The sequence below is a fragment of the Mesorhizobium sp. AA22 genome (assembly GCF_001672375.2).
Taxonomy (GTDB): domain Bacteria; phylum Pseudomonadota; class Alphaproteobacteria; order Rhizobiales; family Rhizobiaceae; genus Mesorhizobium; species Mesorhizobium wenxiniae.
In genome coordinates, this window is the sequence record NZ_CP048406.1 from 1,172,624 (window position 1) to 1,193,520 (window position 20,897).

The window sequence follows — 20,897 nt, forward strand, 5'->3', positions numbered from 1 at the left end:
CGTCGCCGGATCGGACTTGAAACGGAACGCGAACGCGTTCATAAGACCTTTTAAGCGCCCTTGCGGCGCATCGGAGTTAGTTAGATGGCACACAAGAAAGCTGGCGGTTCGTCGCGCAATGGTCGCGACTCCCATTCCAAGCGGCTCGGCGTGAAGAAGTTCGGCGGCGAAGCCGTGATTCCGGGCAACATCATCATTCGTCAGCGCGGCACGACGTGGCATCCCGGCACCAATGTCGGCATTGGCACGGATCACACGCTGTTTGCGCTCGAAGCTGGCGCAGTCACCTTCAACAAAAAAGCCAATGGCCGAACCTACGTATCGGTGAACCCGATGACGAAGGCCGCGGAGTAGCCGGTTCCGTACGAGAACACCGGCACCCATCTCGGGAACCGGTGTCTGGCCAAGCCAGGAAATGGATCAGGGGAGATGGGTTTCCATCTCCCCTTTTTCTTGTGCCTGGAGGACTGACATGGTTGCCGAAGCGGAAGACACAGACGGTGAAAGTTACGCGATAGATTGCCCGGTCCTGGTGACCGAGCGGCTGGTCCTGCGGGCGCCGCGCGAAAGCGATATCGAGCAACTGGTGGTGCTCGCCGACAACCGCCACGTCGCCGAAATGCTGGCCCGCATGCCCCACCCCTATGGCGAGGCCGAGGCACGCGCCTTCCTGGCGATGACGGCATCGCGCCGGGCCGGGATTGCCTATGCCTTAACGCTGGCCGGTACCGAAACCTTCGTCGGCTGCGCCGGCCTCAACACCACCGATCGCGGGCTGGAGCTCGGCTACTGGATCGGCGAGCCCTACTGGAAGCGCGGCTATGCGACGGAGGCCGCACATGCGCTCGTCGACCTCGCCTTTCAGAAGACGGCAATTCAAGTGCTGCATGCCTCGACGCGGGTCATCAATCCGGCCTCACGCCGGGTCATCCACAAATGCGGCTTCCAATATGCCGGCCAAGGCATGCTGAACTCGATCGTCGCCGGCCAGGTGCCGGTCGAGCGCTACCGCCTCGATCGCAGGACCTGGACGAGCCTGCGAAACTGGGTGCACTTCTAGGCATGTTGAAATTCAGGTGAGGCCGGCCTGCAAATGCCGGTTTCCTGCGCTTCCGGTGCTCACGTACTTCAAGTACGCTCCGCTCCGGTTCTCGAAAACCGTCATTTTCGACTCGGCCTGACCTGAATAGCAACACGCCTAGGTGCCGGGCCTCGCAGCATAGGTCAAAAGCCGGTCAGCCGAGCTCGACCCAGACCGGCAGGTGGTCCGAACCGACCGCTTGCCGGTCGACCCACAGGCGCTTCAGCGATTTGGTCAGCGAGGCGCTGGTGAAGACATAGTCGATGCGCTTGTAGCGGCTGGCGTCGTCAGGTCGCTTGGGGTCGATCCAGGTGACGAGATCGGCGCCTGCGGCGGCAAGGCGCAGGGCGACATCGAGGGCAAGATCGGCGGTCATGGGTATGCCGAATTCGTGATCCAGGCGGCCGGCGAGTTCGACATATTCCGGCGATCCTGCCAGCATGTTGAAATCGCCCATGATGACGAAGGCTTCGGGATAGGGCAGGTCAGTCAGGCCGACCTCGGCAAGCCCCGACAGCGCGCCGCCCTCGATCGCATAGTTCAACAGGCGCTGGCGCAGAAACCGGATCTGGCTGGCGCGTTCGACCGGGCTGCGATGGTCGAGATGGGTGGAATAGAAGCGGATGAAACCAAGCGGCGTCTCGATCAGCGCCTCCAGCGCGCCGCGCTGGAAATTCATCACTTCGAAACTGCGGCTGCGCGGCAAGAGGAGATTGCGCGACAGATGAACGGGCGTTTTCGACAGCACCATGTTGCCGAGCTGGAAGGTGGTGGTGATGGCGCGGCCGTTTTCCAGGCGCGAGCCGACATTGGCCTCGAAATTGCTGCCATAGACGGCGAAGTATTCGGGCAGCGCCTCGCCGAGCTCGGCCACCATGTCGCGGCCGCCATTGTTGGGGTTGTTGCGCGAGACCTCCTGCAGCGCGATCACGTCGGCGCCGCGCACGGCATCGGCGATGCGGCCGACATCGTAGCGGCCGTCGAGGCCGACGCCGTAGTGAATGTTGTAGGTTACGAGCCTCATTGCGACTCCGGCCATGTTCATAAACAGCCTCGCCCTTCGCCCCGCCTTGGTTTAGAGCAGTGCCGAACGTTTAGAGCAATGCCGCAAGGCCACTAGCAGAAACTCAGCAATCCGATGAAATTTCTCGATCAAGCCAAGGTCTACATCCGCTCCGGCGACGGCGGCGCCGGCTCGGTTTCGTTCCGGCGCGAAAAATTCATCGAGTTCGGCGGTCCCGATGGCGGCGACGGCGGCCGCGGTGGCGATGTCTGGGTGGAGGCGGTCGATGGGCTGAACACGCTGATCGATTATCGCTATCAGCAGCATTTCAAGGCCAAGACCGGTACGCACGGCATGGGCCGTAACATGACCGGCGCCAAAGGTGCCGACGTCACGCTGAAAGTGCCCGCGGGAACGCAGATCTTTGCCGAGGACAACGAGACGCTGATTTGCGACCTGACCGTGGTCGGCCAACGCTTCCTGCTTGCCAGGGGCGGCAATGGCGGCTTCGGCAACCAGCATTTCAAGACCTCGACCAACCAGGCGCCGCGCCGCGCCAATCCCGGCCAGCCGGGCGAAGAGCTCAACATCTGGCTCAGGCTCAAGCTGATTGCCGACGCCGGCCTGGTTGGCCTTCCCAATGCCGGCAAGTCGACCTTTTTGGCCGCCGTCACCGCGGCTAAGCCGAAGATTGCCGATTATCCCTTCACTACGTTGCATCCTGGCCTCGGTGTCGCCCGCATCGATGGGCGCGAGTTCGTCATCGCCGACGTTCCCGGCCTGATCGAAGGTGCGCATGAGGGCGTCGGCATCGGCGACCGTTTCCTCGGACATGTCGAACGCACGCGCGTCCTTCTGCACCTCGTTTCCGCGCAGGAAGAAAATCCGGGGAAGGCCTACAAGATCGTGCGCACCGAACTCGACGCCTATGGCCATGGGCTGGTCGAGAAGATCGAGATCGTAGCACTTTCCCAGGTCGACACGCTCGATGCCGACGCACGCAAGAAGAAGGTCGCTTCGCTGAAACGCGCCGCTGGCCGTGCGCCGATGCTTTTGTCCGCGGTCACCGGCGAAGGCGTCGAAGCCGTTCTGCGGGCGCTGATGGCGGTCGTAGCCGAGGCACGCGAAGCTGTCGCCACTCCGGTCGAGACGCGCTGGAGATAGCGATGGACGCGCAGTCGCTGAGAAAATACCGGCGTATTACCGTCAAGATCGGCTCGGCGCTGCTTGTCGACCGCACGACGGGCCTGAAGCGCGACTGGCTGGCCTCGCTTGCCGGCGACATCGCCGTGCTGGCCAAAGGTGGCGCCGAGATCCTCGTCGTGTCGTCCGGCGCCATCGCGCTTGGCCGCACCATTTTAGGCCTCGGCAAGCGGGCACTGAAGCTCGAGGAGAGCCAGGCGGCGGCGGCCGTCGGGCAGATCGCGCTGGCCGGCGCCTGGTCGGATGCGCTCGGCAAGGGCGGCCTGAAATCCGGCCAGATCCTCCTAACGCTCGGCGACACTGAAGAGCGGCGCCGCTACCTCAACGCGCGGGCGACGATCTCGACGCTGCTCAAGATGAAGGCGGTGCCGGTCATCAACGAGAACGACACGGTGGCGACCTCCGAAATCCGCTATGGCGACAATGACCGGCTGGCGGCGCGCGTCGCCACCATGATGGGCGCCGATCTCTTGGTGCTGCTCTCCGACATTGACGGGCTCTACACCGCGCCGCCGGCGCGCGACCCGCAAGCCCGGTTTATTCCGGTCGTTGACCGCATCACCCCCGAGATCGAGGCGATGGCAGGTGCGGCCGCTTCTGAGCTTTCGCGCGGCGGCATGCGCACTAAGCTCGACGCCGGCAAGATTGCCACCGCCGCCGGCACCGCCATGATCATCACATCAGGTACGCGGTTGTCGTCGCTGCTGGCGATCGAGCGTGGCGAGCGGGCGACGTTCTTCCGGCCGAGCGCCAATCCGGTCAAAGGCTATAAGACGTGGATCGCCGGGCAGCTCGAACCGGCTGGCCGGCTGACCGTCGATGCCGGCGCCATCGGTGCGCTGCTGTCGGGCAAGTCGCTGCTGCCGGCCGGCGTCAAACTGGTCAGCGGCAATTTCTCGCGCGGCGACACGGTGGCGATCCTGTCGCCCGAAGGCCGCGAGATCGCGCGCGGACTGGTTGCCTACGATGCCGCCGATGCCGTAAGGATCGCAGGGTTGAAGACAGCCGAGATCGAAACGGTGCTCGGCTACGAGGCGCGATCGGCGATGATCCACCGCGACGACCTTGTGGTGAGCCATCCCGCAGACCAAGTATGGGCCGGTGACCAAGTAACCAGCGGAGGATGAGCCATGCTGAAGCTGCATGAAAAATCCCGGGACGACACTGCCGCGCTGATGGCCGATATCGGCCGCCGCGCGCGGGCCGCCGCGCGACCGCTGGCCGTCGCCACAGCCGAGCGCAAGCACGCCGCGTTGATCGCCATGGCGCAGGCGATCCTTCGCCGCGAGCGCGACATTCTCGATGCCAATGCCATCGACATCAGGAATGGCGGGGAGTCCGGGCTGTCGGCGGCGTCAATGGACCGGCTGAAGCTCGACCCGGCGCGCATCCGCACCATGGCCGCCGGGATCCGCGAAATCGCCGAATTGGGCGATCCGGTCGGCGATGTCATTGCCGAATGGGACCGGCCGAACGGCCTGCATATCGAGCGCGTGCGCACGCCGCTCGGCGTGGTCGGCGTTATCTACGAGAGCCGGCCGAACGTGACGGCCGATGCCGGCGCGCTGTGCCTCAAGGCCGGAAATCCGGTGATCCTGCGCGGCGGCTCGGATTCGCTCAACTCCTCGGCGGCCATCCATGCCTGCCTGGTCGAAGGGCTGAAGGCGGCCAAGCTGCCGGAGGATGCCATCCAGCTGGTGCCGACCGCTGACCGCGCCGCTGTCGGCGAGATGCTGAGGGGGCTTGGCGGTGCGCTCGACGTGATCATTCCGCGCGGCGGCCGCAGCCTGGTCGAGCGCGTGCAGAACGAGGCGCGGGTGCCGGTCTTTGCCCATCTCGAAGGCATCTGCCATCTCTATATCGACCGCTCGGCCAAGCTCGACATGGCGGTCAGGATTGCGGTCAACGCCAAGATGCGGCGCACCGGCGTCTGCGGCGCGGCCGAGACGCTGCTGGTCGACCGCGCTGTTGCCTCCACCCATCTGGTGCCGATCCTTGAGGCGCTACGCGCCGCGGGATGCGCAATCCACGCCGACGCCGAGGTGCTGAGAGTGTTCGCCGACGCCAAACCGGCGAGCGACGCCGACTGGGTGACCGAATATCTCGATGCCATCATCGCGGTAAAACTGGTCGACGGCGTTGTCGGCGCGATCGAGCATATCGAGACGTTCTCCTCGCACCATACCGAGGCGATCATCGCCGAGGATGCGAACGCCGTCGAACGGTTCTTCAGCGAGATCGATTCGGCGATCCTTCTGCACAACGCCTCGACGCAATTCGCCGATGGCGGCGAATTCGGCATGGGCGCCGAGATCGGCATCGCTACCGGCAAAATGCACGCGCGCGGCCCGGTCGGTGTCGAGCAACTGACCTCGTTCAAGTACCGCGTGCGCGGGACGGGACAGGTGCGGCCTTGACGTTATTTGCCGTTAGAGCCTGAGGGCGCTACTCGTGTCAGAGGGGGGCGCCTAGCGCGATGCTGTCATCTTCCGAGCCCGCCGTCTCCTCCCACTATCTGAAGATGCCACATGCCGGAAAAGGCCTGGCCGTCGGGCTGTTCGGCGGTTCGTTCAACCCGCCGCATGCCGGCCATGCACTGGTCGCCGAGATCGCGCTCAGACGTCTGGCGCTCGATCAGTTGTGGTGGATGGTGACGCCGGGCAATCCGCTCAAGAGCGCGCGGGAACTGGCGCCGCTGGCCGAGCGGCTGCGCCTGTCCGAGCAGGTCGCCCGGAACCCGAAGGTCAAGGTCACCGCCTTCGAAGCGACCCATTATGTCCGCTTCACCGCCGACACGCTGGCCCTGGTCAAGGCGCGCAATCCGGGCGTCGACTTCGTCTGGATCATGGGTGCCGATTCCTTGCGCGATTTCCATCGCTGGCAGCGCTGGCGCCAAATCGTGATGACGTTTCCGATCGCGGTGATCGATCGCCCTGGCGCGACGCTGTCGTTCCTGTCGTCGGTTGTCGCCAAGACCTTCGATTACGCGCGTGTCGACGAAGGCGACGCGCCGCGGCTGGCCCGGATGAAGGCGCCGGCCTGGACGTTCATCCACGGCCCGCGCTCGTCGCTGTCGTCGACCGCGATCCGCAAGATGGCTAAGGGATAGGCGTCACCTTCTCCCACAGGGGAGAAGGGAAGACCGCTGATGTCGCATTTGCGGCTGCTTTTCCCTGATCCGTGGGCGATCCTGCGCGGGCATGACGATTCTCGAGCGAAGCCAGACCCAACGCGATCCGGCGCAGGGCAGCCCGCCAGCCCCGGCGATCGCCATTGCCAGCATCGTCGCGTCGATGGCGCTGGTTGCGGTCGGCAACGGACTGATGTTCGCCTATATTCCGGTCCGGCTCGGTGCCGAGGGCTTCGATCCGACCTGGGCCGGGCTAATCGTCACCGGCCTTTCGGCCGGCGGCCTGGCAGGCTGCATCTTGACCGGTCCGCTGGTGCGGCGCGTCGGCCATGCTCGCGCGTTCATGGTGCTGTCGGCGCTGATCGTGCTGTCGAACGCCGCCGTCGGGGCTGGGCCGCACCCGCTGTCGTGGATCGCGGCACGCGCGCTCTATGGCTTTGCCATATGCGGCCTGTTCATCGTCGCGCAAAGCTGGCTGAACGACGTCGTCGCCAACGCGATACGCGGCAGGGTCATGGCCTTCTTCTACGTCGCCTATGTCGCCGGGCTCGGCGTCGGCTATTCTACACTGGCGCTGATCGATATAAGGGCTGCGGACGCGCCCTTGATCGGCATCGCCTTCACCGCACTGTCGATCCTTCCTGTCGGCCTGACACGGCTCGCTCAGCCACCGCCGCCGCAAGCGGCGTCGGTCGCGCTTGGCCGGGCCTGGCGGATTTCGCCGGTGGGCGTCGCCGGCATGCTTGCCGTCGGCGGCCTGTCGATGACGATTTCGGGCTTCGCGCCGATCCATGCCACGGCCAAGGGCTACAGCCAGGCAGATGTGGCACTGCTTTTGTCGGCGATGCCTGTCGGCACTTTGATCCTGCAGATCCCGCTCGGTTGGATTTCCGACCGCACCGATCGGCGATTTGTGCTGGTCGCCGCTTCGGCGCTCGCCATGGTGGCGGGCCTGGCCGCGCTCGGCTTTGATGGTGGTGCGCTGGCGGCGCTGGTCGTCATCTATGTGGTCTGGGCCGGCGCGTCGGAATCGATCTATTCGCTGGCCAGCGCACATGCCGCCGACCGCGCCGGCAAGGACGACATGGTGGCGCTGTCCAGTTCGCTTCTTTTTGCGTGGTCGCTGTCCGGCTTCATCGTACCCGGCATCGTGACCGGGCTTTCCGCCAGCTATGGAACGCAGGCTTTCATCTATGCGGCCATCGCCATTGCCACTGGTTTTTGCCTGTTCGTGCTGTGGCGCGTTGTGGCGATGTCGCCTGTTCCCGCCGCCGAAACCGGCAATTTCGCCCCGATGACGGCGCAGGCACCGCTGCCGGTAGACCTCGCTTTCCCATCCGAAGAACAGCGTCGCGCGGACAAGTAGACCTGGAGCAATTCCAGAAAAAGTGTGAACGGTTTTCCGTCCGGAATTGCGCAAAAACAAAGAGACAGAACGGTTCGGCGTTTCCGTGAAACGATGAACCGCTCTACGCCGGCAATTGATCATATCACTGTCTGGTGGCGGCTTCCTGCCGTGGCGCTTCCGGTGGCGGCGCCGGTATAGAAACGCCTTCGCTGTCGAAAGCCTGCTTGGCGCGTTTGGTGAGATCGATCTGGGTGGCGAAGAAATCCGCAGCCGAGGTCCAGTAGCGCAAGGTGATGGCGACGTTGCTGTCGCCGACGGTCGCTACAAAGGCAATCGGCGCCGGCTCCCGCCTGACGCGTCGGTCGGCGGCGGCGACGCCGAGCATGGTCTCTTGAGCGAAATCGATGTCGTTCCAGGAGCCGATGGTCAGCGTGATGTCGCCACGTCGGGCACCGTTGCGTGTATAGTTGCGGACAGGCTGGTTCCACAGCGTCGAATTGGGGGCGAGGATGTAGACGCCGTCGACGGTTCTCAACGTGGTGGCGAACAGGCCGATTTCCTCGATGGTCCCGGCGATGGCGCCGACCTCGACATATTCGCCGATGCGGAATGGCCGCAACGCCAGCAGCATGATGCCGGCGGCAATGTTCTGCAGCGTGCCCTGCAGCGCCAGGCCGATGGCCAGGCCGATGGCACCAATGGCGGCAATGATCGAGGTCGTCTGGACGCCGAACTGGCCGAGCACCATGACGACGACGAGGATCAGTATGGCGTAACGGACGATCCTCGAGAAGAAGTGGCGCAGCGTCGTGTCGAAGCCATGGATATGGCCGAGACCGGCATAGATCGAGCGCTGGGCAAGGCCGGCGACGGTATAGCCGAGGACCAGCAGGATGACGGCGCCGATGGCCGAGAAGGAGTACGAGACGACCAGCGCGCTGAGCTGCGCAAGGCCGGACTGCACGGTGAGGAGAGCGTTCTGAGGGTCGATAGGCATGAGGGGGATCCGGTTGGTCAATGCGCCGATAACCCAGGCCAGGCGACAAGAGTTCCGTTTTTTCTTCAACTACGGAACCGGAAGAACGGTTCTTGGTTGGCTGCAGCAGGGCTGCCGTCTTGAAACTGCAACGCAACTCTGCCTATCTAAGGGGTGTCACCTGCTTTGAAGGGTGATTTGGTTGTTCTTGCTGCGAAAGGAAATACACTGAGAACAGCACTGTGGAAGAAGGCCGACATCGTGCCTTCGCCGGCCGGGATCAGCGTAAACGACGCCGTGTCCCGCGCCATCAAGACAGTCCTTGCCAGTCTGGAAGACTCCAAGGCCGAAAACATCGTCTCAATCGACATTCAGGGAAAATCGAGCCTCGGTGACTATATGGTCATCGCGTCCGGCCGATCGCACCGTCATGTCTCGGCTGTCGCCGATCATCTCCTCAAGGCGCTCAAGGATGCCGGGCTCGGCACGGCGCGCGTCGAGGGACTGGCCAGCGCCGACTGGGTCCTGATCGATTCGGGCGACATCATCGTCCATGTTTTCCGTCCCGAAGTCCGCGACTTCTATAATCTCGAAAAGATGTGGCAAGCGCCGGACCTCGAGGAAGAGACCCTTCACTGAGCCGTATTTGATTGATGCATGTCGTTCCCAAAACCGGTGACCACTTTTGGTGACATGCATTAGCGGCTCTTCGAGGCAGGGATGAAAATCACCGTTCACGCCGTGGGCCGAATGAAAGCCGGCCCCGAGAAGCAGCTCGCCGACAGGTATTTCGAGCGCTTCGCCAAGAGCGGGCAGGCCGTGGGGCTCGAATTCTCAGGGGTTGTCGAGATTCTGGAGGGCCGCGCACAGACCGCCAACGAGCGTCGCCGCGAAGAAGGCCAGAAGCTGCAGACGCAGCTACAGCCCGGTACCGCGCTGATGCTGCTCGACGAGCGCGGCAAGAACTTTTCCTCCGAGGATTTCGCCGGGCGCATCGGCCTGTTGCGTGATGGCAGCCGCAAGGCACTCGTCATCGCCATCGGCGGTGCCGACGGTCACGACCAGTCGCTGCGCGATCAGGCCGATCTGATGGTGTCGTTCGGCGCGCTGACATGGCCGCACCAACTGGTCCGGGTCATGTTGGGCGAGCAGCTTTACCGGGCCGTCACTATTCTTTCGGGTCATCCCTATCATCGTTCGTGAGTCCTTGCCCGCAAATCCATGGGCAGCTTCCAACCCAAAACCGGTGGATTGGCGTGAGCCGCCCGGATTTTCGCCTCAATGCGTCACGAGGCTGTTTGTGGTCGGCAGGGCTCTCGAACATGGTTGATGGTTCGTTAACGAAGCCACGCATAGAGTCGGGCTTCAATGTCTGAAGATTGGAAATCGCGAACGGGCTTTTGGCGCGCACGCTGCGGCTTGGCAGCGGCGCTGCTTATGCTGTCGCTTGGTGCCGCGCGGGCTGAGAACAGGCTCGATATGGCGCCTGATCCGGACCAGAGCCGTGCCGAATACGAACGGGTGTCGAAGGAGATCACGCTGTCGTCGGAGCGGTTGGCCAAGCTCGCCGCCGACATGGCGACGGTCAAGAAGGACCATGCCTCGATCACCGCGGCGCTGATCCAGTCGGCGATGACCGAGCAGAAGCTCGGCCAGGACATCGAGGACATCGGTGCCAAGCTGGAAGGGTTGAAGGGCGAGGAGCAGAAAATCCGCGCCTCGCTGGCCGCTAGACGCGACGTTCTGGCCGAGGTGCTGGCCGCGCTGCAGCGTATGGGGCTCAATCCGCCGCCGGCCATCCTGGTCAAGCCGGAGGACGCGCTGTCGTCGGTGCGCAGCGCCATCCTGCTCGGCGCCGTGGTGCCGGAACTGCGCCAGCAGACCGAGATATTGCTGGCGGACCTCAAGGAGCAGTCGCGGGTGACCGCTTCGATCGAGGCGGAGCGGGCGCGGCTAACGGCGGCAGTCGGCGAACAGACGGCGGAAAAGAAGCGGCTCGGCATGCTGCTCGAAGCCAAGCAGAAGCTCGAGGCCGAGACGCAAACGGCACTGGCGGCGGAAAGGCAGCGATCCGCAGCACTGGCGGCCAAGGCCGGCAGCCTGAAGGAACTGATCGCCTCGCTCGAGGCCGACAAGGCCCGCAAAGCGGCGGACGCGGCGAAGGCAGCCGAGCAGAAGGCCGCGGACGCCGACAAGGCTCCGGCACAGACGGCTCCGGCACAGACGGCCCCGGCACAGAAGGCCCCGGCACAGACGGAACTGGCGGCCCTGCCGGTCCCGGAAGCCAACCGGCTCACCGCCGCTGCACCGTTTTCGGCGCTTCAGGGGCAGATCGCGCTGCCCGTCACCGGCAAGATCAAGCGGCGGTTCGGGGCCAGCGACGGTAACGGCGCAGTGATGCTCGGTGACATGGTTGCGACACAATCGGGAGCCATCGTCACCGCGCCAGCGGACGGAAATGTGCTTTATGCGGGACCATTTCGCTCCTATGGTCAACTCTTGATCCTGAACGCGGGTGACGGCTATCATGTCGTTCTCGCGGGGATGAGCAGAATCAGCGTCGCGTCTGGCCAGTCGGTGCTCGCAGGAGAGCCGGTCGGCGCGATGGGAGAGGCCCGGGTGGCGAGCACCTCGGCATCGAAGAATGGAAATGCCACGCCGGAGCTCTATGTTGAGTTCCGCAAGGATGGAAAACCCGTCGATCCGACCCCATGGTGGGCGGACCGTTTCTCTGGAAGGACGTGAGATGATGCGGAAACTTTCGCTTCTGTTTGCCGGTGCGCTGATGGGCGCATCCGCGATGAGCCTGGTCTATGGCGCCCCCGGCTCGACGGCGAACGCTGCGGGCTCCGAGACGTATAAGCAACTGGCGATCTTCGGTGACATCTTCGAGCGGGTGCGGGCGCAGTACGTGACGCCGCCCGACGACAAGTCGCTGGTCGAAAATGCTATCAACGGCATGCTTACCTCACTCGACCCGCACTCCTCGTATATGAACGCCGAAGAGGCGCAGGACATGCGCGTGCAGACCAAGGGCGAGTTCGGCGGCCTCGGCATCGAGGTCACCATGGAGAACGACCTGGTCAAGGTGATCACGCCGATCGACGATACGCCGGCCGCCAAAGCGGGCGTGCTTGCCGGCGACTATATTGCCAAGATCGACGGCGAGGAGGTTCGCGGCCTGAGCCTCAACGACGCGGTCGAGAAGATGCGCGGGCTGGTCAACACGCCGATCAAGCTCACTATCCTGCGCGAGGGCGCCGACAAGCCGATCGAACTGACGGTGGTGCGCGACATCATCAAGGTCAAAGCGGTCAAGTTCCGGGTCGAGAACGACATCGGCTACATGAAGATCACCTCCTTCACCGAAAAGACGCATGACGACCTCGAGAACGCCATCGACACCATCAAGAAGCAGGTGCCGGACGAAAAGCTCAAGGGCTACGTGCTCGATCTGCGCCTCAATCCGGGCGGGTTGCTCGACCAGGCGGTGAGCGTGTCCGACGCCTTCCTCACCCGTGGCGAGATCGTCTCGACGCGCGGCCGCGATCCGAAGGACGTCACCCGCTTCGACGCGCGGCCGGGCGACGACATCGACGGCAAGCCGCTGGTCGTGCTCGTCAATGGCGGCTCGGCCAGTGCGTCCGAAATCGTCGCCGGCGCGCTGCAGGATCTGCGCCGCGCCACGGTGGTCGGCACGCAGTCCTTCGGCAAGGGTTCGGTGCAGACCATCGTCCCGCTCGGCGAGAACGGCGCGCTGCGCCTGACGACGGCGCTCTATTACACGCCGTCCGGCAAGTCGATCCAGGGCAAGGGCATCACGCCCGACATCAAGGTCGACCAGCCGTTGCCGCCGGACCTGCAGGGCAGGGATTTGACGCGCGGCGAGTCGGACCTCAAGGGCCACATCAAGGGCAGCGACGAGGGCGATACCGGTTCGGGCTCGGCAGCCTATGTGCCGCCGGAGCCGAAGGACGACCTGCAGCTCATCTTTGCCCAGCAATTGCTGCGCGGCGAGAAGACCGATCCGGCGTTCCCGCCGAATCCGGACAAGGCCGTCTTGAACCAGTAGGGCCGTGCTGAACCTGTAAAGATCGATCAGCCGGACAACAGGTCTGGCTGCCTGATCGAAGCGATGTAATGCTGCCGGGGCCGCAAGGCCTCGGCAGTTTGATTCGGGGAACCGCGGCTGGGGATGCGGCTTGGCTGACATCGGCAACGACATCGAACGCCCACTCGGGCAGGCCGTGCGGCCGCCGCGCGCGCCCCGCAGGATCAGCGCGGGTGTGGTCGCGGCCACGCTCCTGGTGCTGGCCGTGATCGGCGTCTCCGGCGCGATTGCGCTGCGCGAAAGGCCGTTTCGAAAGCCGCAAGAAGTCGCCGTTTCGACGCCGAAGACGACACCGGTGGTCGAATCCGCAGCGCCGGCCGCTGAGCCGACATTGAAGGCGGAAGCGGTACCCAACACGAGCGGGTCCAAGACAGGCGGGCCGGAGATCATCAACCTGCCGACCGAAGCGGGCGATGGTCCGCCCAGGGCGGCCATTGTCATTCGCGACCCTTCGACGATCGGCCAAAACCTGAGGATCGCGCATATTCCCGACAGGGCGCTGGTCGAGGCCGGCGGAACCGGCCCATTGCCGGTTCGTGCCGCTGACGGCAGGCGGCCGTTCGATGTCTATGCGCGGCCGTGGTCCGGTTCACGCGGTGCGCGCGTGGCGATTGTCATCGGCGGGCTTGCCGTGTCGCAGACCGGCACGCAGGCGGCCATCGCAAAGCTGCCGGCCGAAGTGACCCTGGGCTTCGCGGCGCAAGGCAACAGCATCGGCCGATGGATGCAGGCGGCGCGGCAAAGCGGCCATGAGATCGTCATGCAGGTGCCGCTCGAACCGTTCGACTATCCGAACGTCAATCCCGGCCGCAACACGCTGACGGTCGCTGCGACGGCGGACGAGAATTTGAAGAATTTGCGCTGGGCGCTGTCGCGGACGACCAACTACACCGGCGTCATGAACTATATGGGCGCACGTTTTTCGGCCGATGCGGCGGCGATGGGGCCGCTGATGGCAGAGCTCGGCAGGCGCGGCCTGGCCTATGTCGACGACGGTTCGTCGGCGCGTAGCCTGGCACCCGACCTGGCGTTGAAAAACGGCGTGCCGTTCGTTGCCGGCGACACGTCGATCGACGCGGTGCGGGACCGCGGCGCCATTTTGAAGAAGCTGGACGAACTGGAAGCCACCGCGCGAGCGAAAGGCTTTGCCGTCGGCATCGGCTCGGCCTTCGACCTGACGGTCGACACCGTGTCGGCCTGGGTGGTCGAGGCCAAGAAGCGCGGCATCGAGATCGTGCCGATTTCGGCAGTGGCGGTGGATCCGGAAAAAGGTTGAGCATGACGAAGAAAGAACCGGTCGATCCCGAGACGCTGCCTTATCGTCGCTGTGTCGGACTGATGGTCCTCAACGGCGACGGGCTGGTCTGGGTCGGGCATCGCATTGCCGAGCCGGACAGCGAATTCGCCGGCACGACGCAGCTCTGGCAGATGCCGCAGGGCGGCATCGACAAGGGCGAAGAGCCGCTGCAGGCGGCGCAGCGGGAACTCTACGAAGAAACCGGCATGCGCAGCGTCTCGTTGCTGGATGAGGCGCCGAACTGGATATATTACGACCTGCCGGCCCATCTGGTCGGCATCGCCTTCAAGGGGAAATATCGCGGCCAGACGCAGAAATGGTTCGCCTTCCGCTTTCACGGCGACGTGAGCGAGGTTGAGATCAATCCGCCGCCGGGCGGCCACACCGCCGAGTTCGACAAATGGGATTGGCGGCCAATGGAGGAATTGCCCGACCTGATCGTGCCGTTCAAGCGTCAGGTCTATGAGGATGTGGTTGCGGCGTTCCGGCATCTGGTTGCGTAACTTGGCGCAAGCCGCGCTCGCGCCGACCACGGTTGCCGCGTCAGCGCGGTGGCCTTATTGATGGCCAATCCGCTGCAGACGGGGTTGGCATGAACGGCGCTTCCAAAAAATCTCTTTCTGAAAGGGTCGCCGTCAAAGCCGCGCCGATCAGCGAAGCGGCGGCCGGCGCCATATTGACTGTCGATCTCGGCGCCATCCGCGAAAATTACCGGCGGCTCAAGGCGCGTTTAGGCGATGTTGGCTGCGCGGGTGTCGTCAAGGCCGACGGCTACGGGCTCGGCGGGGCCCAGGTGGCGGCGGCGCTGGCGGCCGAGGGCTGCGCTACTTTTTTCGTCGCGCATCTGGCCGAAGGTGTCTTGCTGCGCCAGGCGCTCGGCGCACGGCCGGCGATCTATGTGCTGAACGGCATTCAGCCGGGCGCTGAAAGCGAAGCCGTCGAAGCGGAGCTGGGCGTGGTCATCAACAGCGCCGGCCAACTCGCCGCCTGGCGCTCGGCGGCGCAGCGGGCCGGCCGCAAGCTCAAGGCTGGAATTCAGGTCGACAGCGGCATGTCGCGGCTCGGCATGGCGGCAGCCGAGGTGGAGGCCGTCACTGCCGATCCGCGGGCTTTCGACGGCATCAACGCCACCTTCGTGATGAGCCATCTCGCTCGCGCCGACGAACCCGAGCATCCGGCCAACGAGCAGCAGCGGCTGGAATTCGAGCGGCTGCGCAGGATGCTGCCACCGGTGCCGGCCTCGCTGGCCAATTCCTCCGGCATCTTTCTTGGGCAGCCCTTTCACTACGACCTCGCTCGGCCCGGTGCGGCGCTCTACGGCATCAATCCGACGCCAGCCGAGGAAAATCCGATGCTGCCGGTGGTGCGGCTTCAGGCAAAGGTCATCCAGACGCGCAGCCTCGTTAGGGGCGCCGGCGTCGGCTATGGCCATATTTTTCACGTGACCGATTCGCTGGTCGCCGCAACGATCTCGCTTGGCTATGCCGATGGCTGGCATCGTCGCGCGGCTTCCGCCGCCTGGGTCGAAAATGTGCGTTTGCCGTTCGTGGGCCGTATATCGATGGATTCGATCGTTCTCGACATTTCGGCCCTGCCGCCCGACAGGCTGAAGGCGGGCGACCTCGTCGAACTGATCGGACCGTCGCAGACGGTGGATCAGGCGGCCGGCCATGCCGGCACCATCGGCTATGAAATCTTGACCAGCCTCGGACACCGTTTTCACCGGCGTTATGTGAATGGATAGCGCGCGGGCTTTTTTACGCATCGCGATGTCCAAAACCGCTGCGTACTTTTGGGCGACATGCTTGGGCACTTGGCGGACGGCGTAAAATCCGGCAGACAGATGGCCACGATGCCCCGCCCCCAAAATCCCTGACAAGACGTCGTTCTGGAGAACTATGCGATGAAGATATTCGTGCTGGGCGGCGGCGTCATCGGGGTCACCACCGCTTATTATCTGGCCGAGGCCGGCCATGAAGTGACGGTGATCGACCGCCAGAAGGGTCCGGCGCTGGAAACCAGCTTTGCCAATGCCGGCGAGATTTCGCCCGGCTACGCCTCGCCCTGGGCCGGTCCCGGCGTCCCGCTGAAGGCGATCAAATGGCTGTTGATGAAGCATGGTCCGCTGGTGGTGCGGCCGACTCTCGATCCGCATATGTGGGTATGGCTGGTCAGGATGCTGCGCAACTGCACGGCTGAGCGCTATGCGGTGAACAAGGCGCGGATGGTGCCTTTGGCCGAATACAGCCGCGACACGCTGAAAGCGTTGCGCGAGGCGAGCGGGATCGCCTATGACGAGCGCGCCAAGGGAACGCTGCAGCTTTTTCGAACTCAACAGCAGCTCGACGGCACTGCCGGCGATGTCGAAGTGCTGAAGGCATATGGCGTTCCCTACGAGATTCTCGATCCCGACGGCTGCATCTCAGCCGAGCCGGGGCTGGCAGGGGTGCGTGAAAAATTCGTCGGAGGCCTGCGACTGCCGGGCGACGAAACCGGTGACTGCAAGGTGTTCACCGACCGTCTGGCCGAGCTCTGCGTGGCGCGTGGCGTCACCTTCGAATACGACACGGAGATACGGCGCGTCGTCAAGAAGCGCAACCGTATCGCCAACCTCAATACGAGCAAAGGTTGGAAGGCTGCCGACGCCTATGTGATGGCGATGGGCAGCTGTTCGGCCAAGTTCATGCGCACGCTGAAACGACCCGTCCCGGTCTATCCGGTCAAGGGCTATTCGATCACTGTGCCGATCAAGGATGCTGCCGCAGCACCGGTGTCGACGGTGATGGACGAGACTTACAAGGTGGCGATCACCAGGCTCGGCGACCGCATCCGGGTCGGTGGCACGGCGGAGATTTCCGGCTTCGACCTGACGCTGCATGAATCGCGGCGGCGCACGCTCGAACATTCGCTTGGCGACCTTTTTCCGGGCAGCGGCGATATGAAGTCGGCGACCTTCTGGTGCGGGTTGCGGCCGATGACGCCGGACGGGCCGCCGCTGATCGGCCGCACCGAGTTCTCCAACCTCTATCTCAACACCGGCCATGGCACGCTCGGCTGGACCATGGCCTGCGGCTCGGCCAAGGTCCTGGCCGACATCATTTCGAGCCGGGTGCCGGATATCAATGTCCGCGACCTCGGACCGGAGCGATACCAGCGGTAGGACCGGAAGTGTCATTTTGAGCGCGGTGAGGAACGAGTTCATCACACTTCGCCGCGTCAGATGAATATCATCAGACGAATAGGCTTCGCTCCCGTTCCACCGCCTTGGTGATGAAGCTCGCGACGATCTGGACGCGGCGCAGCGGCCTGACCGATTCGTGATAGACCAACCAGTAGGCGCGGCGGATGGGCGCGACAATGTCGACAGCCACCAGTTCCGGCATCGAACGGGCGACGAAGGTGTGCAGAATGCCGATGCCGGCGCCGGAGCGCACCGCTTCGGCCTGGCCGAGCGCCGAGGAGATGGCGAAGCTCGTGCGCCAGTCGGCGCTGAACTCGGCCGCATAGTCGAGCGACGGGCTGACGATGAGGTCCGGCACATAGCCGATCAGCGTGTGCCGGCCGAGCTCGGCGGGCGTCTGGGGCAGGCCATGCGTTTCGGTATAGGCGCGGGACGCGAACAGGCCGAGCGTGTAGTCGACCAGCTTCCCCGCCACCAGCCTGCCTTCGGTCGGCCGCTCCACGGTGATGGCGATGTCGGCTTCGCGCCTGGACAGCGAGAAGGAACGCGGCACCGGCACCAGCTGGATGGTGAGTTCGCGGTGAAGCGCCGTCAGTGCGCCGAGGCGTTTGGCCAGGAAGGCGACGCCGAAACCATCAGGCGCGCCGATGCGCACCGTGCCCGAAACATCGTCGCCTTCGCCCGCCACGGTCGCGCGCGCGGCGATCATGTCGCCTTCCATGCGCTCGGCGATGTCGAGAAAACGCTCGCCCGCCGGCGTCAGCTCGCTGCCGGTGGTCAGCCGACGAAAAAGTTTTGTGCGTAGCGCATCCTCGAGTGCGGCGACGCGGCGCGAGACGGTGGCGTGGTTGAGCTCCAGCCGCTTGGCCGCGCCAAGGATCTGGCCGGCACGCGCCACGGCGAGGAAGATGCGGACGTCATCCCAGTTCATGAGGATGTTCCGGATGACGATGATTACGGCAGCGCTCCAAGGCGCCCCCCTCTGTCCTGCCGGACATCTCCCCCACTTGGGGGGAGGTCGGCCGGCCGCTCCCGCGGCGACTTCCTTGCAACGTTGCGGGTTGGCGAAAGCCGGGATGACAGCCGATCTCCCCACTCGTGGGGGAGATGTCCGGCAGGACAGAGAGGGGCGCGAAGGAACTCAACCTGTCATTCCTTGAGGTGGCCTATCATTTGCGGGATTTGATGCTCCTCAGTCAACCGTTATCTATTTACCGCACAACGGTTGCGTTTTCGCTCGCGTTGCCATCGGCCGCGCAAAGGCGGACAATGGCGCATCACAAATACAGGGAGAGAAACCATGATCGAATACGGTCATTTTATCGGTGGCAAGCGTGTCGCTGGGACCAGCGGCCGCAAGCAGGACGTCATGCAGCCGATGGACGGCACGGTGCGCGGCACGGTGGCGCTGGCTTCGCAGGCTGAACTGCGCGCGGCTGTGGAAAACGCCAAGGCGGCGCAGCCCGGCTGGGCGGCGACCAATCCGCAGCGGCGCGTGCGCGTCTTGATGAAGTTTCTCGAACTGGTCACCGGGGAGTATGATGCGCTGGCCGACATTCTGGCGCGCGAACACGGCAAGACCATCGCCGACGCCAAGGGCGACATCCAGCGCGGCCTGGAAGTGGTCGAGGTCTGCATCGGCGCGCCGCATATGATGAAGGGCGAGTTCACGGACGGCGCCGGCCCCGGCATCGACGTCTATTCGATGCGCCAGCCGCTCGGCGTCGTTGCCGGCATCACGCCGTTCAATTTTCCGGCGATGATCCCATTGTGGAAGATCGCGCCGGCTATCGCTTGCGGCAACGCCTTCATCCTGAAGCCTTCGGAGCGCGATCCCGGCGTGCCGATGCGCATCGCCGAGCTGTTCATCGAGGCCGGCCTGCCGGCGGGCATCCTCAACGTCGTCAACGGCGACAAGGACGTGGTCGACGCCATCCTCGACGATCCCGACATCAAGGCCATCGGCTTTGTCGGCTCGACGCCGATCGCCCAGTACATCTATTCGCGCGGCTGCGCGGCCGGCAAGCGCGTGCAGTGCTTCGGCGGTGCTAAGAACCACATGATCATCATGCCTGACGCCGACATGGACCAGACCGTCGACGCGCTGATCGGTGCCGGCTACGGCTCGGCCGGCGAGCGCTGCATGGCGATCTCGGTGGCTGTCCCGGTCGGCAACGATACCGCCAACCGGCTGATGGAAAAGCTGGTGCCGCGCGTCGAAAGCCTGAAGGTCGGCCCGTCGACGGATTCGTCCGCCGATTTCGGCCCGCTGGTGACGGCGCAGGCGCTGGAGCGGGTCAAGGGCTATGTCGATACCGGCGTCAGGGAAGGCGCCAAGTTGGTCGTCGACGGCCGCGGCTTTTCCATGCAGGGCTACGAGAACGGCTACTATATGGGCGGCTGCCTGTTCGACAACGTGACCGCCGACATGCGCATCTACAAGGAAGAGATCTTTGGGCCGGTGCTCTCCGTAGTGCGCGCGCCGACTTACGAGAACGCGATCAAGCTCGCCAACGACCACGAAATGGGCAACGGCGTCGCCATCTTCACCCGCGACGGCGATGCCGCCCGCGACTTCGCCTCGCGAGTCCAGGTCGGCATGGTCGGTATCAACGTGCCGATCCCGGTGCCGATCGCCTATTATACGTTCGGCGGCTGGAAAGCGTCTTCCTTCGGCGACCTCAACCAGCACGGACCGGACGCGTTCCGATTCTACACCAAGACTAAGACGGTGACCTCGCGCTGGCCGTCCGGCGTCAAGGACGGCGCCGAATTCGTCATCCCGACAATGAACTAGCCGGACGGTTGCTTGTTTGCGCGTCCTCGCCTTCAGTTGCGGGCGCGCGGGCAGGCGTCAAAGGACGGGGCCGAATTCGTCATCCCGACAATGAACTAGCCGGACGGTTGCTTGTTTGCGCGTCCTCGCCTTCGGTTGCGGGCGCGCGGGCAGGCGTCAAGGACGGCGCCGAATTCGTCATCCCGACAATGAACTAGCCGGACGGTTCCGAGCCTAGATGTAATATTGAACGAAAAGGCCTGGCCAGCGACCGGGCCTTTTTGTTGACCGGTCGCGGCCCGCATCTGCGTGAACGCTAATGTGATGGAACCAGGCGGGCGGCAGAAACCTTAATCTGCAATCCTGCCGCGAAGAAGCGCGGCAGGTCAACCAACGGCGCTGACGGCAGCTGCGGGGGCATCGGCCGGCGCAAGGAGGTGTCAGATGACGCGTCTTATGGTGTCGATACTTTGCGCGGCGGCTGCCGCGTTTTCCGCCGTCTCGGCAACAGCGGCCGAACAATGCGCGCCACGAGCCGACATGATCAAGGCGCTCGGCGAGAAGTTCCGGGAAAATCCGACTGCGCTCGGCGTTGTCAATCCGAATGTGATTGTTGAAGTCTTCGTTTCCGATAAAGGCAGCTGGACCATCCTCGCCAGCGACACACGCGGTCAAAGCTGCGTGGTTTCGGTGGGTGAAGGCTGGGAGAGCGCGGTGACGACAGCCGCACTGCCAGGCACCTGAGCCGCCTAGCGCGTGACAGCCGCCTCGGCATGGCCCCGCGGCCGCGA

The 20,897-nt window shown here is 64.4% G+C and carries 20 protein-coding genes; 17 read left to right on the forward strand and 3 right to left on the reverse strand.

The annotated features are described in order from the left end of the window. Positions 1 to 84: 84 nt before the first annotated feature. Together rpmA and A9K68_RS05550 are read left to right on the forward strand one after the other, a co-directional pair. Positions 85 to 354, forward strand: coding sequence for a 50S ribosomal protein L27 (gene rpmA, locus A9K68_RS05545; RefSeq protein WP_023678077.1), 270 nt, complete (start codon positions 85 to 87; stop codon positions 352 to 354). A 118-nt stretch (positions 355 to 472) separates the two neighbouring features. Then, complete coding sequence (locus A9K68_RS05550; protein ID WP_065011195.1) at positions 473 to 1,060, forward strand: GNAT family protein; 588 nt, start codon at positions 473 to 475, stop codon at positions 1,058 to 1,060. A gap of 175 nt (positions 1,061 to 1,235) precedes the next feature. Here A9K68_RS05550 and A9K68_RS05555 read toward each other — a convergent pair whose 3' ends face one another. Continuing rightward, positions 1,236 to 2,105 (reverse strand): endonuclease/exonuclease/phosphatase family protein, encoded by an 870-nt coding sequence (locus A9K68_RS05555; protein WP_065011334.1) that lies wholly within the window; start codon positions 2,103 to 2,105, stop codon positions 1,236 to 1,238. Between the two features lie 114 nt (positions 2,106 to 2,219). Here A9K68_RS05555 and obgE point away from each other — a divergent pair, with 114 nt between their 5' ends. The 5 genes from obgE (at position 2,220) to A9K68_RS05580 (ending at position 7,783) form a co-directional block, all read left to right on the forward strand. Next, entirely contained in the window at positions 2,220 to 3,248 is a 1,029-nt protein-coding gene (obgE, locus tag A9K68_RS05560; protein WP_065011196.1) for a GTPase ObgE, read from the forward strand. A gap of 2 nt (positions 3,249 to 3,250) precedes the next feature. Beyond that, a complete protein-coding gene (proB, locus tag A9K68_RS05565; protein ID WP_065011197.1) occupies positions 3,251 to 4,414 on the forward strand; it encodes a glutamate 5-kinase in 1,164 nt (387 codons plus the stop codon). Positions 4,415 to 4,417: 3 nt separating this feature from the next. Further along, positions 4,418 to 5,704, forward strand: coding sequence for a glutamate-5-semialdehyde dehydrogenase (locus tag A9K68_RS05570; protein ID WP_065011198.1), 1,287 nt, complete (start codon positions 4,418 to 4,420; stop codon positions 5,702 to 5,704). Positions 5,705 to 5,763: 59 nt separating this feature from the next. Next, entirely contained in the window at positions 5,764 to 6,396 is a 633-nt protein-coding gene (locus tag A9K68_RS05575) for a nicotinate-nucleotide adenylyltransferase (RefSeq protein WP_245485831.1), read from the forward strand. A gap of 91 nt (positions 6,397 to 6,487) precedes the next feature. Then, positions 6,488 to 7,783 (forward strand): MFS transporter, encoded by a 1,296-nt coding sequence (locus tag A9K68_RS05580; protein ID WP_065011199.1) that lies wholly within the window; start codon positions 6,488 to 6,490, stop codon positions 7,781 to 7,783. A gap of 124 nt (positions 7,784 to 7,907) precedes the next feature. Here A9K68_RS05580 and A9K68_RS05585 read toward each other — a convergent pair whose 3' ends face one another. Continuing rightward, complete coding sequence (locus A9K68_RS05585; RefSeq protein ID WP_065011200.1) at positions 7,908 to 8,762, reverse strand: mechanosensitive ion channel family protein; 855 nt, start codon at positions 8,760 to 8,762, stop codon at positions 7,908 to 7,910. 240 nt (positions 8,763 to 9,002) lie between these two features. On the opposite strand from A9K68_RS05585, the gene rsfS reads away from it, so the two are divergent. The 8 genes from rsfS (at position 9,003) to A9K68_RS05625 (ending at position 17,309) form a co-directional block, all read left to right on the forward strand. After that, positions 9,003 to 9,380, forward strand: coding sequence for a ribosome silencing factor (gene rsfS, locus A9K68_RS05590; protein WP_065011336.1), 378 nt, complete (start codon positions 9,003 to 9,005; stop codon positions 9,378 to 9,380). An 81-nt stretch (positions 9,381 to 9,461) separates the two neighbouring features. Beyond that, positions 9,462 to 9,944 carry a 23S rRNA (pseudouridine(1915)-N(3))-methyltransferase RlmH gene (gene rlmH / locus A9K68_RS05595; protein ID WP_065011201.1) on the forward strand — a complete coding sequence of 161 codons (483 nt, stop codon included), beginning with the start codon at positions 9,462 to 9,464 and terminating at the stop codon, positions 9,942 to 9,944. Between the two features lie 165 nt (positions 9,945 to 10,109). Beyond that, a complete protein-coding gene (locus A9K68_RS05600) occupies positions 10,110 to 11,486 on the forward strand; it encodes a murein hydrolase activator EnvC (protein ID WP_065011202.1) in 1,377 nt (458 codons plus the stop codon). A gap of 1 nt (position 11,487) precedes the next feature. After that, on the forward strand, positions 11,488 to 12,813 hold the full coding sequence (locus tag A9K68_RS05605; protein WP_065011203.1) for a S41 family peptidase: 1,326 nt from the start codon (positions 11,488 to 11,490) through the stop codon (positions 12,811 to 12,813). Between the two features lie 130 nt (positions 12,814 to 12,943). Beyond that, positions 12,944 to 14,128, forward strand: a complete 1,185-nt coding sequence (locus A9K68_RS05610) for a divergent polysaccharide deacetylase family protein (protein ID WP_065011204.1) — start codon at positions 12,944 to 12,946, stop codon at positions 14,126 to 14,128. A 2-nt stretch (positions 14,129 to 14,130) separates the two neighbouring features. After that, complete coding sequence (locus tag A9K68_RS05615; protein ID WP_065011205.1) at positions 14,131 to 14,652, forward strand: RNA pyrophosphohydrolase; 522 nt, start codon at positions 14,131 to 14,133, stop codon at positions 14,650 to 14,652. 89 nt (positions 14,653 to 14,741) lie between these two features. Continuing rightward, positions 14,742 to 15,893: an alanine racemase gene (gene alr, locus A9K68_RS05620; protein WP_065011206.1), complete on the forward strand. Its 1,152-nt coding sequence runs from the start codon at positions 14,742 to 14,744 to the stop codon at positions 15,891 to 15,893. A 159-nt stretch (positions 15,894 to 16,052) separates the two neighbouring features. After that, the gene (locus tag A9K68_RS05625) at positions 16,053 to 17,309 is read left to right on the forward strand and encodes a D-amino acid dehydrogenase (RefSeq protein WP_065011207.1); all 1,257 of its coding nucleotides are present in this window, start codon (positions 16,053 to 16,055) and stop codon (positions 17,307 to 17,309) included. A gap of 70 nt (positions 17,310 to 17,379) precedes the next feature. Here the strand turns inward: A9K68_RS05625 and A9K68_RS05630 are convergent, their stop codons facing one another. Then, on the reverse strand, positions 17,380 to 18,261 hold the full coding sequence (locus tag A9K68_RS05630) for a LysR family transcriptional regulator (RefSeq protein ID WP_065011208.1): 882 nt from the start codon (positions 18,259 to 18,261) through the stop codon (positions 17,380 to 17,382). Positions 18,262 to 18,630: 369 nt separating this feature from the next. On the opposite strand from A9K68_RS05630, the gene A9K68_RS05635 reads away from it, so the two are divergent. Together A9K68_RS05635 and A9K68_RS05640 are read left to right on the forward strand one after the other, a co-directional pair. Then, positions 18,631 to 20,127: a CoA-acylating methylmalonate-semialdehyde dehydrogenase gene (locus tag A9K68_RS05635; RefSeq protein WP_065011209.1), complete on the forward strand. Its 1,497-nt coding sequence runs from the start codon at positions 18,631 to 18,633 to the stop codon at positions 20,125 to 20,127. 423 nt (positions 20,128 to 20,550) lie between these two features. After that, entirely contained in the window at positions 20,551 to 20,850 is a 300-nt protein-coding gene (locus A9K68_RS05640) for a hypothetical protein (protein WP_065011210.1), read from the forward strand. Positions 20,851 to 20,897 lie beyond the last annotated feature (47 nt).

Bases quoted from the DNA above. Each gene is read 5' to 3' on its own strand.
- A9K68_RS05585 (WP_065011200.1), bottom strand. From the start codon at position 8,762: ATGCCTATCGACCCTCAGAACGCTCTCCTCACCGTGCAGTCCGGCCTT.
- A9K68_RS05625 (WP_065011207.1), top strand. From the start codon at position 16,053: ATGAAGATATTCGTGCTGGGCGGCGGCGTCATCGGGGTCACCACCGCT.
- proB (WP_065011197.1), top strand. From the start codon at position 3,251: ATGGACGCGCAGTCGCTGAGAAAATACCGGCGTATTACCGTCAAGATC.
- A9K68_RS05550 (WP_065011195.1), top strand. From the start codon at position 473: ATGGTTGCCGAAGCGGAAGACACAGACGGTGAAAGTTACGCGATAGAT.
- A9K68_RS05615 (WP_065011205.1), top strand. From the start codon at position 14,131: ATGACGAAGAAAGAACCGGTCGATCCCGAGACGCTGCCTTATCGTCGC.
- A9K68_RS05575 (WP_245485831.1), top strand. From the start codon at position 5,764: ATGCTGTCATCTTCCGAGCCCGCCGTCTCCTCCCACTATCTGAAGATG.
- A9K68_RS05635 (WP_065011209.1), top strand. From the start codon at position 18,631: ATGATCGAATACGGTCATTTTATCGGTGGCAAGCGTGTCGCTGGGACC.
- A9K68_RS05605 (WP_065011203.1), top strand. From the start codon at position 11,488: ATGATGCGGAAACTTTCGCTTCTGTTTGCCGGTGCGCTGATGGGCGCA.
- A9K68_RS05630 (WP_065011208.1), bottom strand. From the start codon at position 18,261: ATGAACTGGGATGACGTCCGCATCTTCCTCGCCGTGGCGCGTGCCGGC.
- A9K68_RS05555 (WP_065011334.1), bottom strand. From the start codon at position 2,105: ATGAGGCTCGTAACCTACAACATTCACTACGGCGTCGGCCTCGACGGC.
- obgE (WP_065011196.1), top strand. From the start codon at position 2,220: ATGAAATTTCTCGATCAAGCCAAGGTCTACATCCGCTCCGGCGACGGC.
- rlmH (WP_065011201.1), top strand. From the start codon at position 9,462: ATGAAAATCACCGTTCACGCCGTGGGCCGAATGAAAGCCGGCCCCGAG.
- alr (WP_065011206.1), top strand. From the start codon at position 14,742: ATGAACGGCGCTTCCAAAAAATCTCTTTCTGAAAGGGTCGCCGTCAAA.
- A9K68_RS05600 (WP_065011202.1), top strand. From the start codon at position 10,110: ATGTCTGAAGATTGGAAATCGCGAACGGGCTTTTGGCGCGCACGCTGC.
- A9K68_RS05640 (WP_065011210.1), top strand. From the start codon at position 20,551: ATGACGCGTCTTATGGTGTCGATACTTTGCGCGGCGGCTGCCGCGTTT.
- A9K68_RS05570 (WP_065011198.1), top strand. From the start codon at position 4,418: ATGCTGAAGCTGCATGAAAAATCCCGGGACGACACTGCCGCGCTGATG.
- rpmA (WP_023678077.1), top strand. From the start codon at position 85: ATGGCACACAAGAAAGCTGGCGGTTCGTCGCGCAATGGTCGCGACTCC.
- A9K68_RS05580 (WP_065011199.1), top strand. From the start codon at position 6,488: ATGACGATTCTCGAGCGAAGCCAGACCCAACGCGATCCGGCGCAGGGC.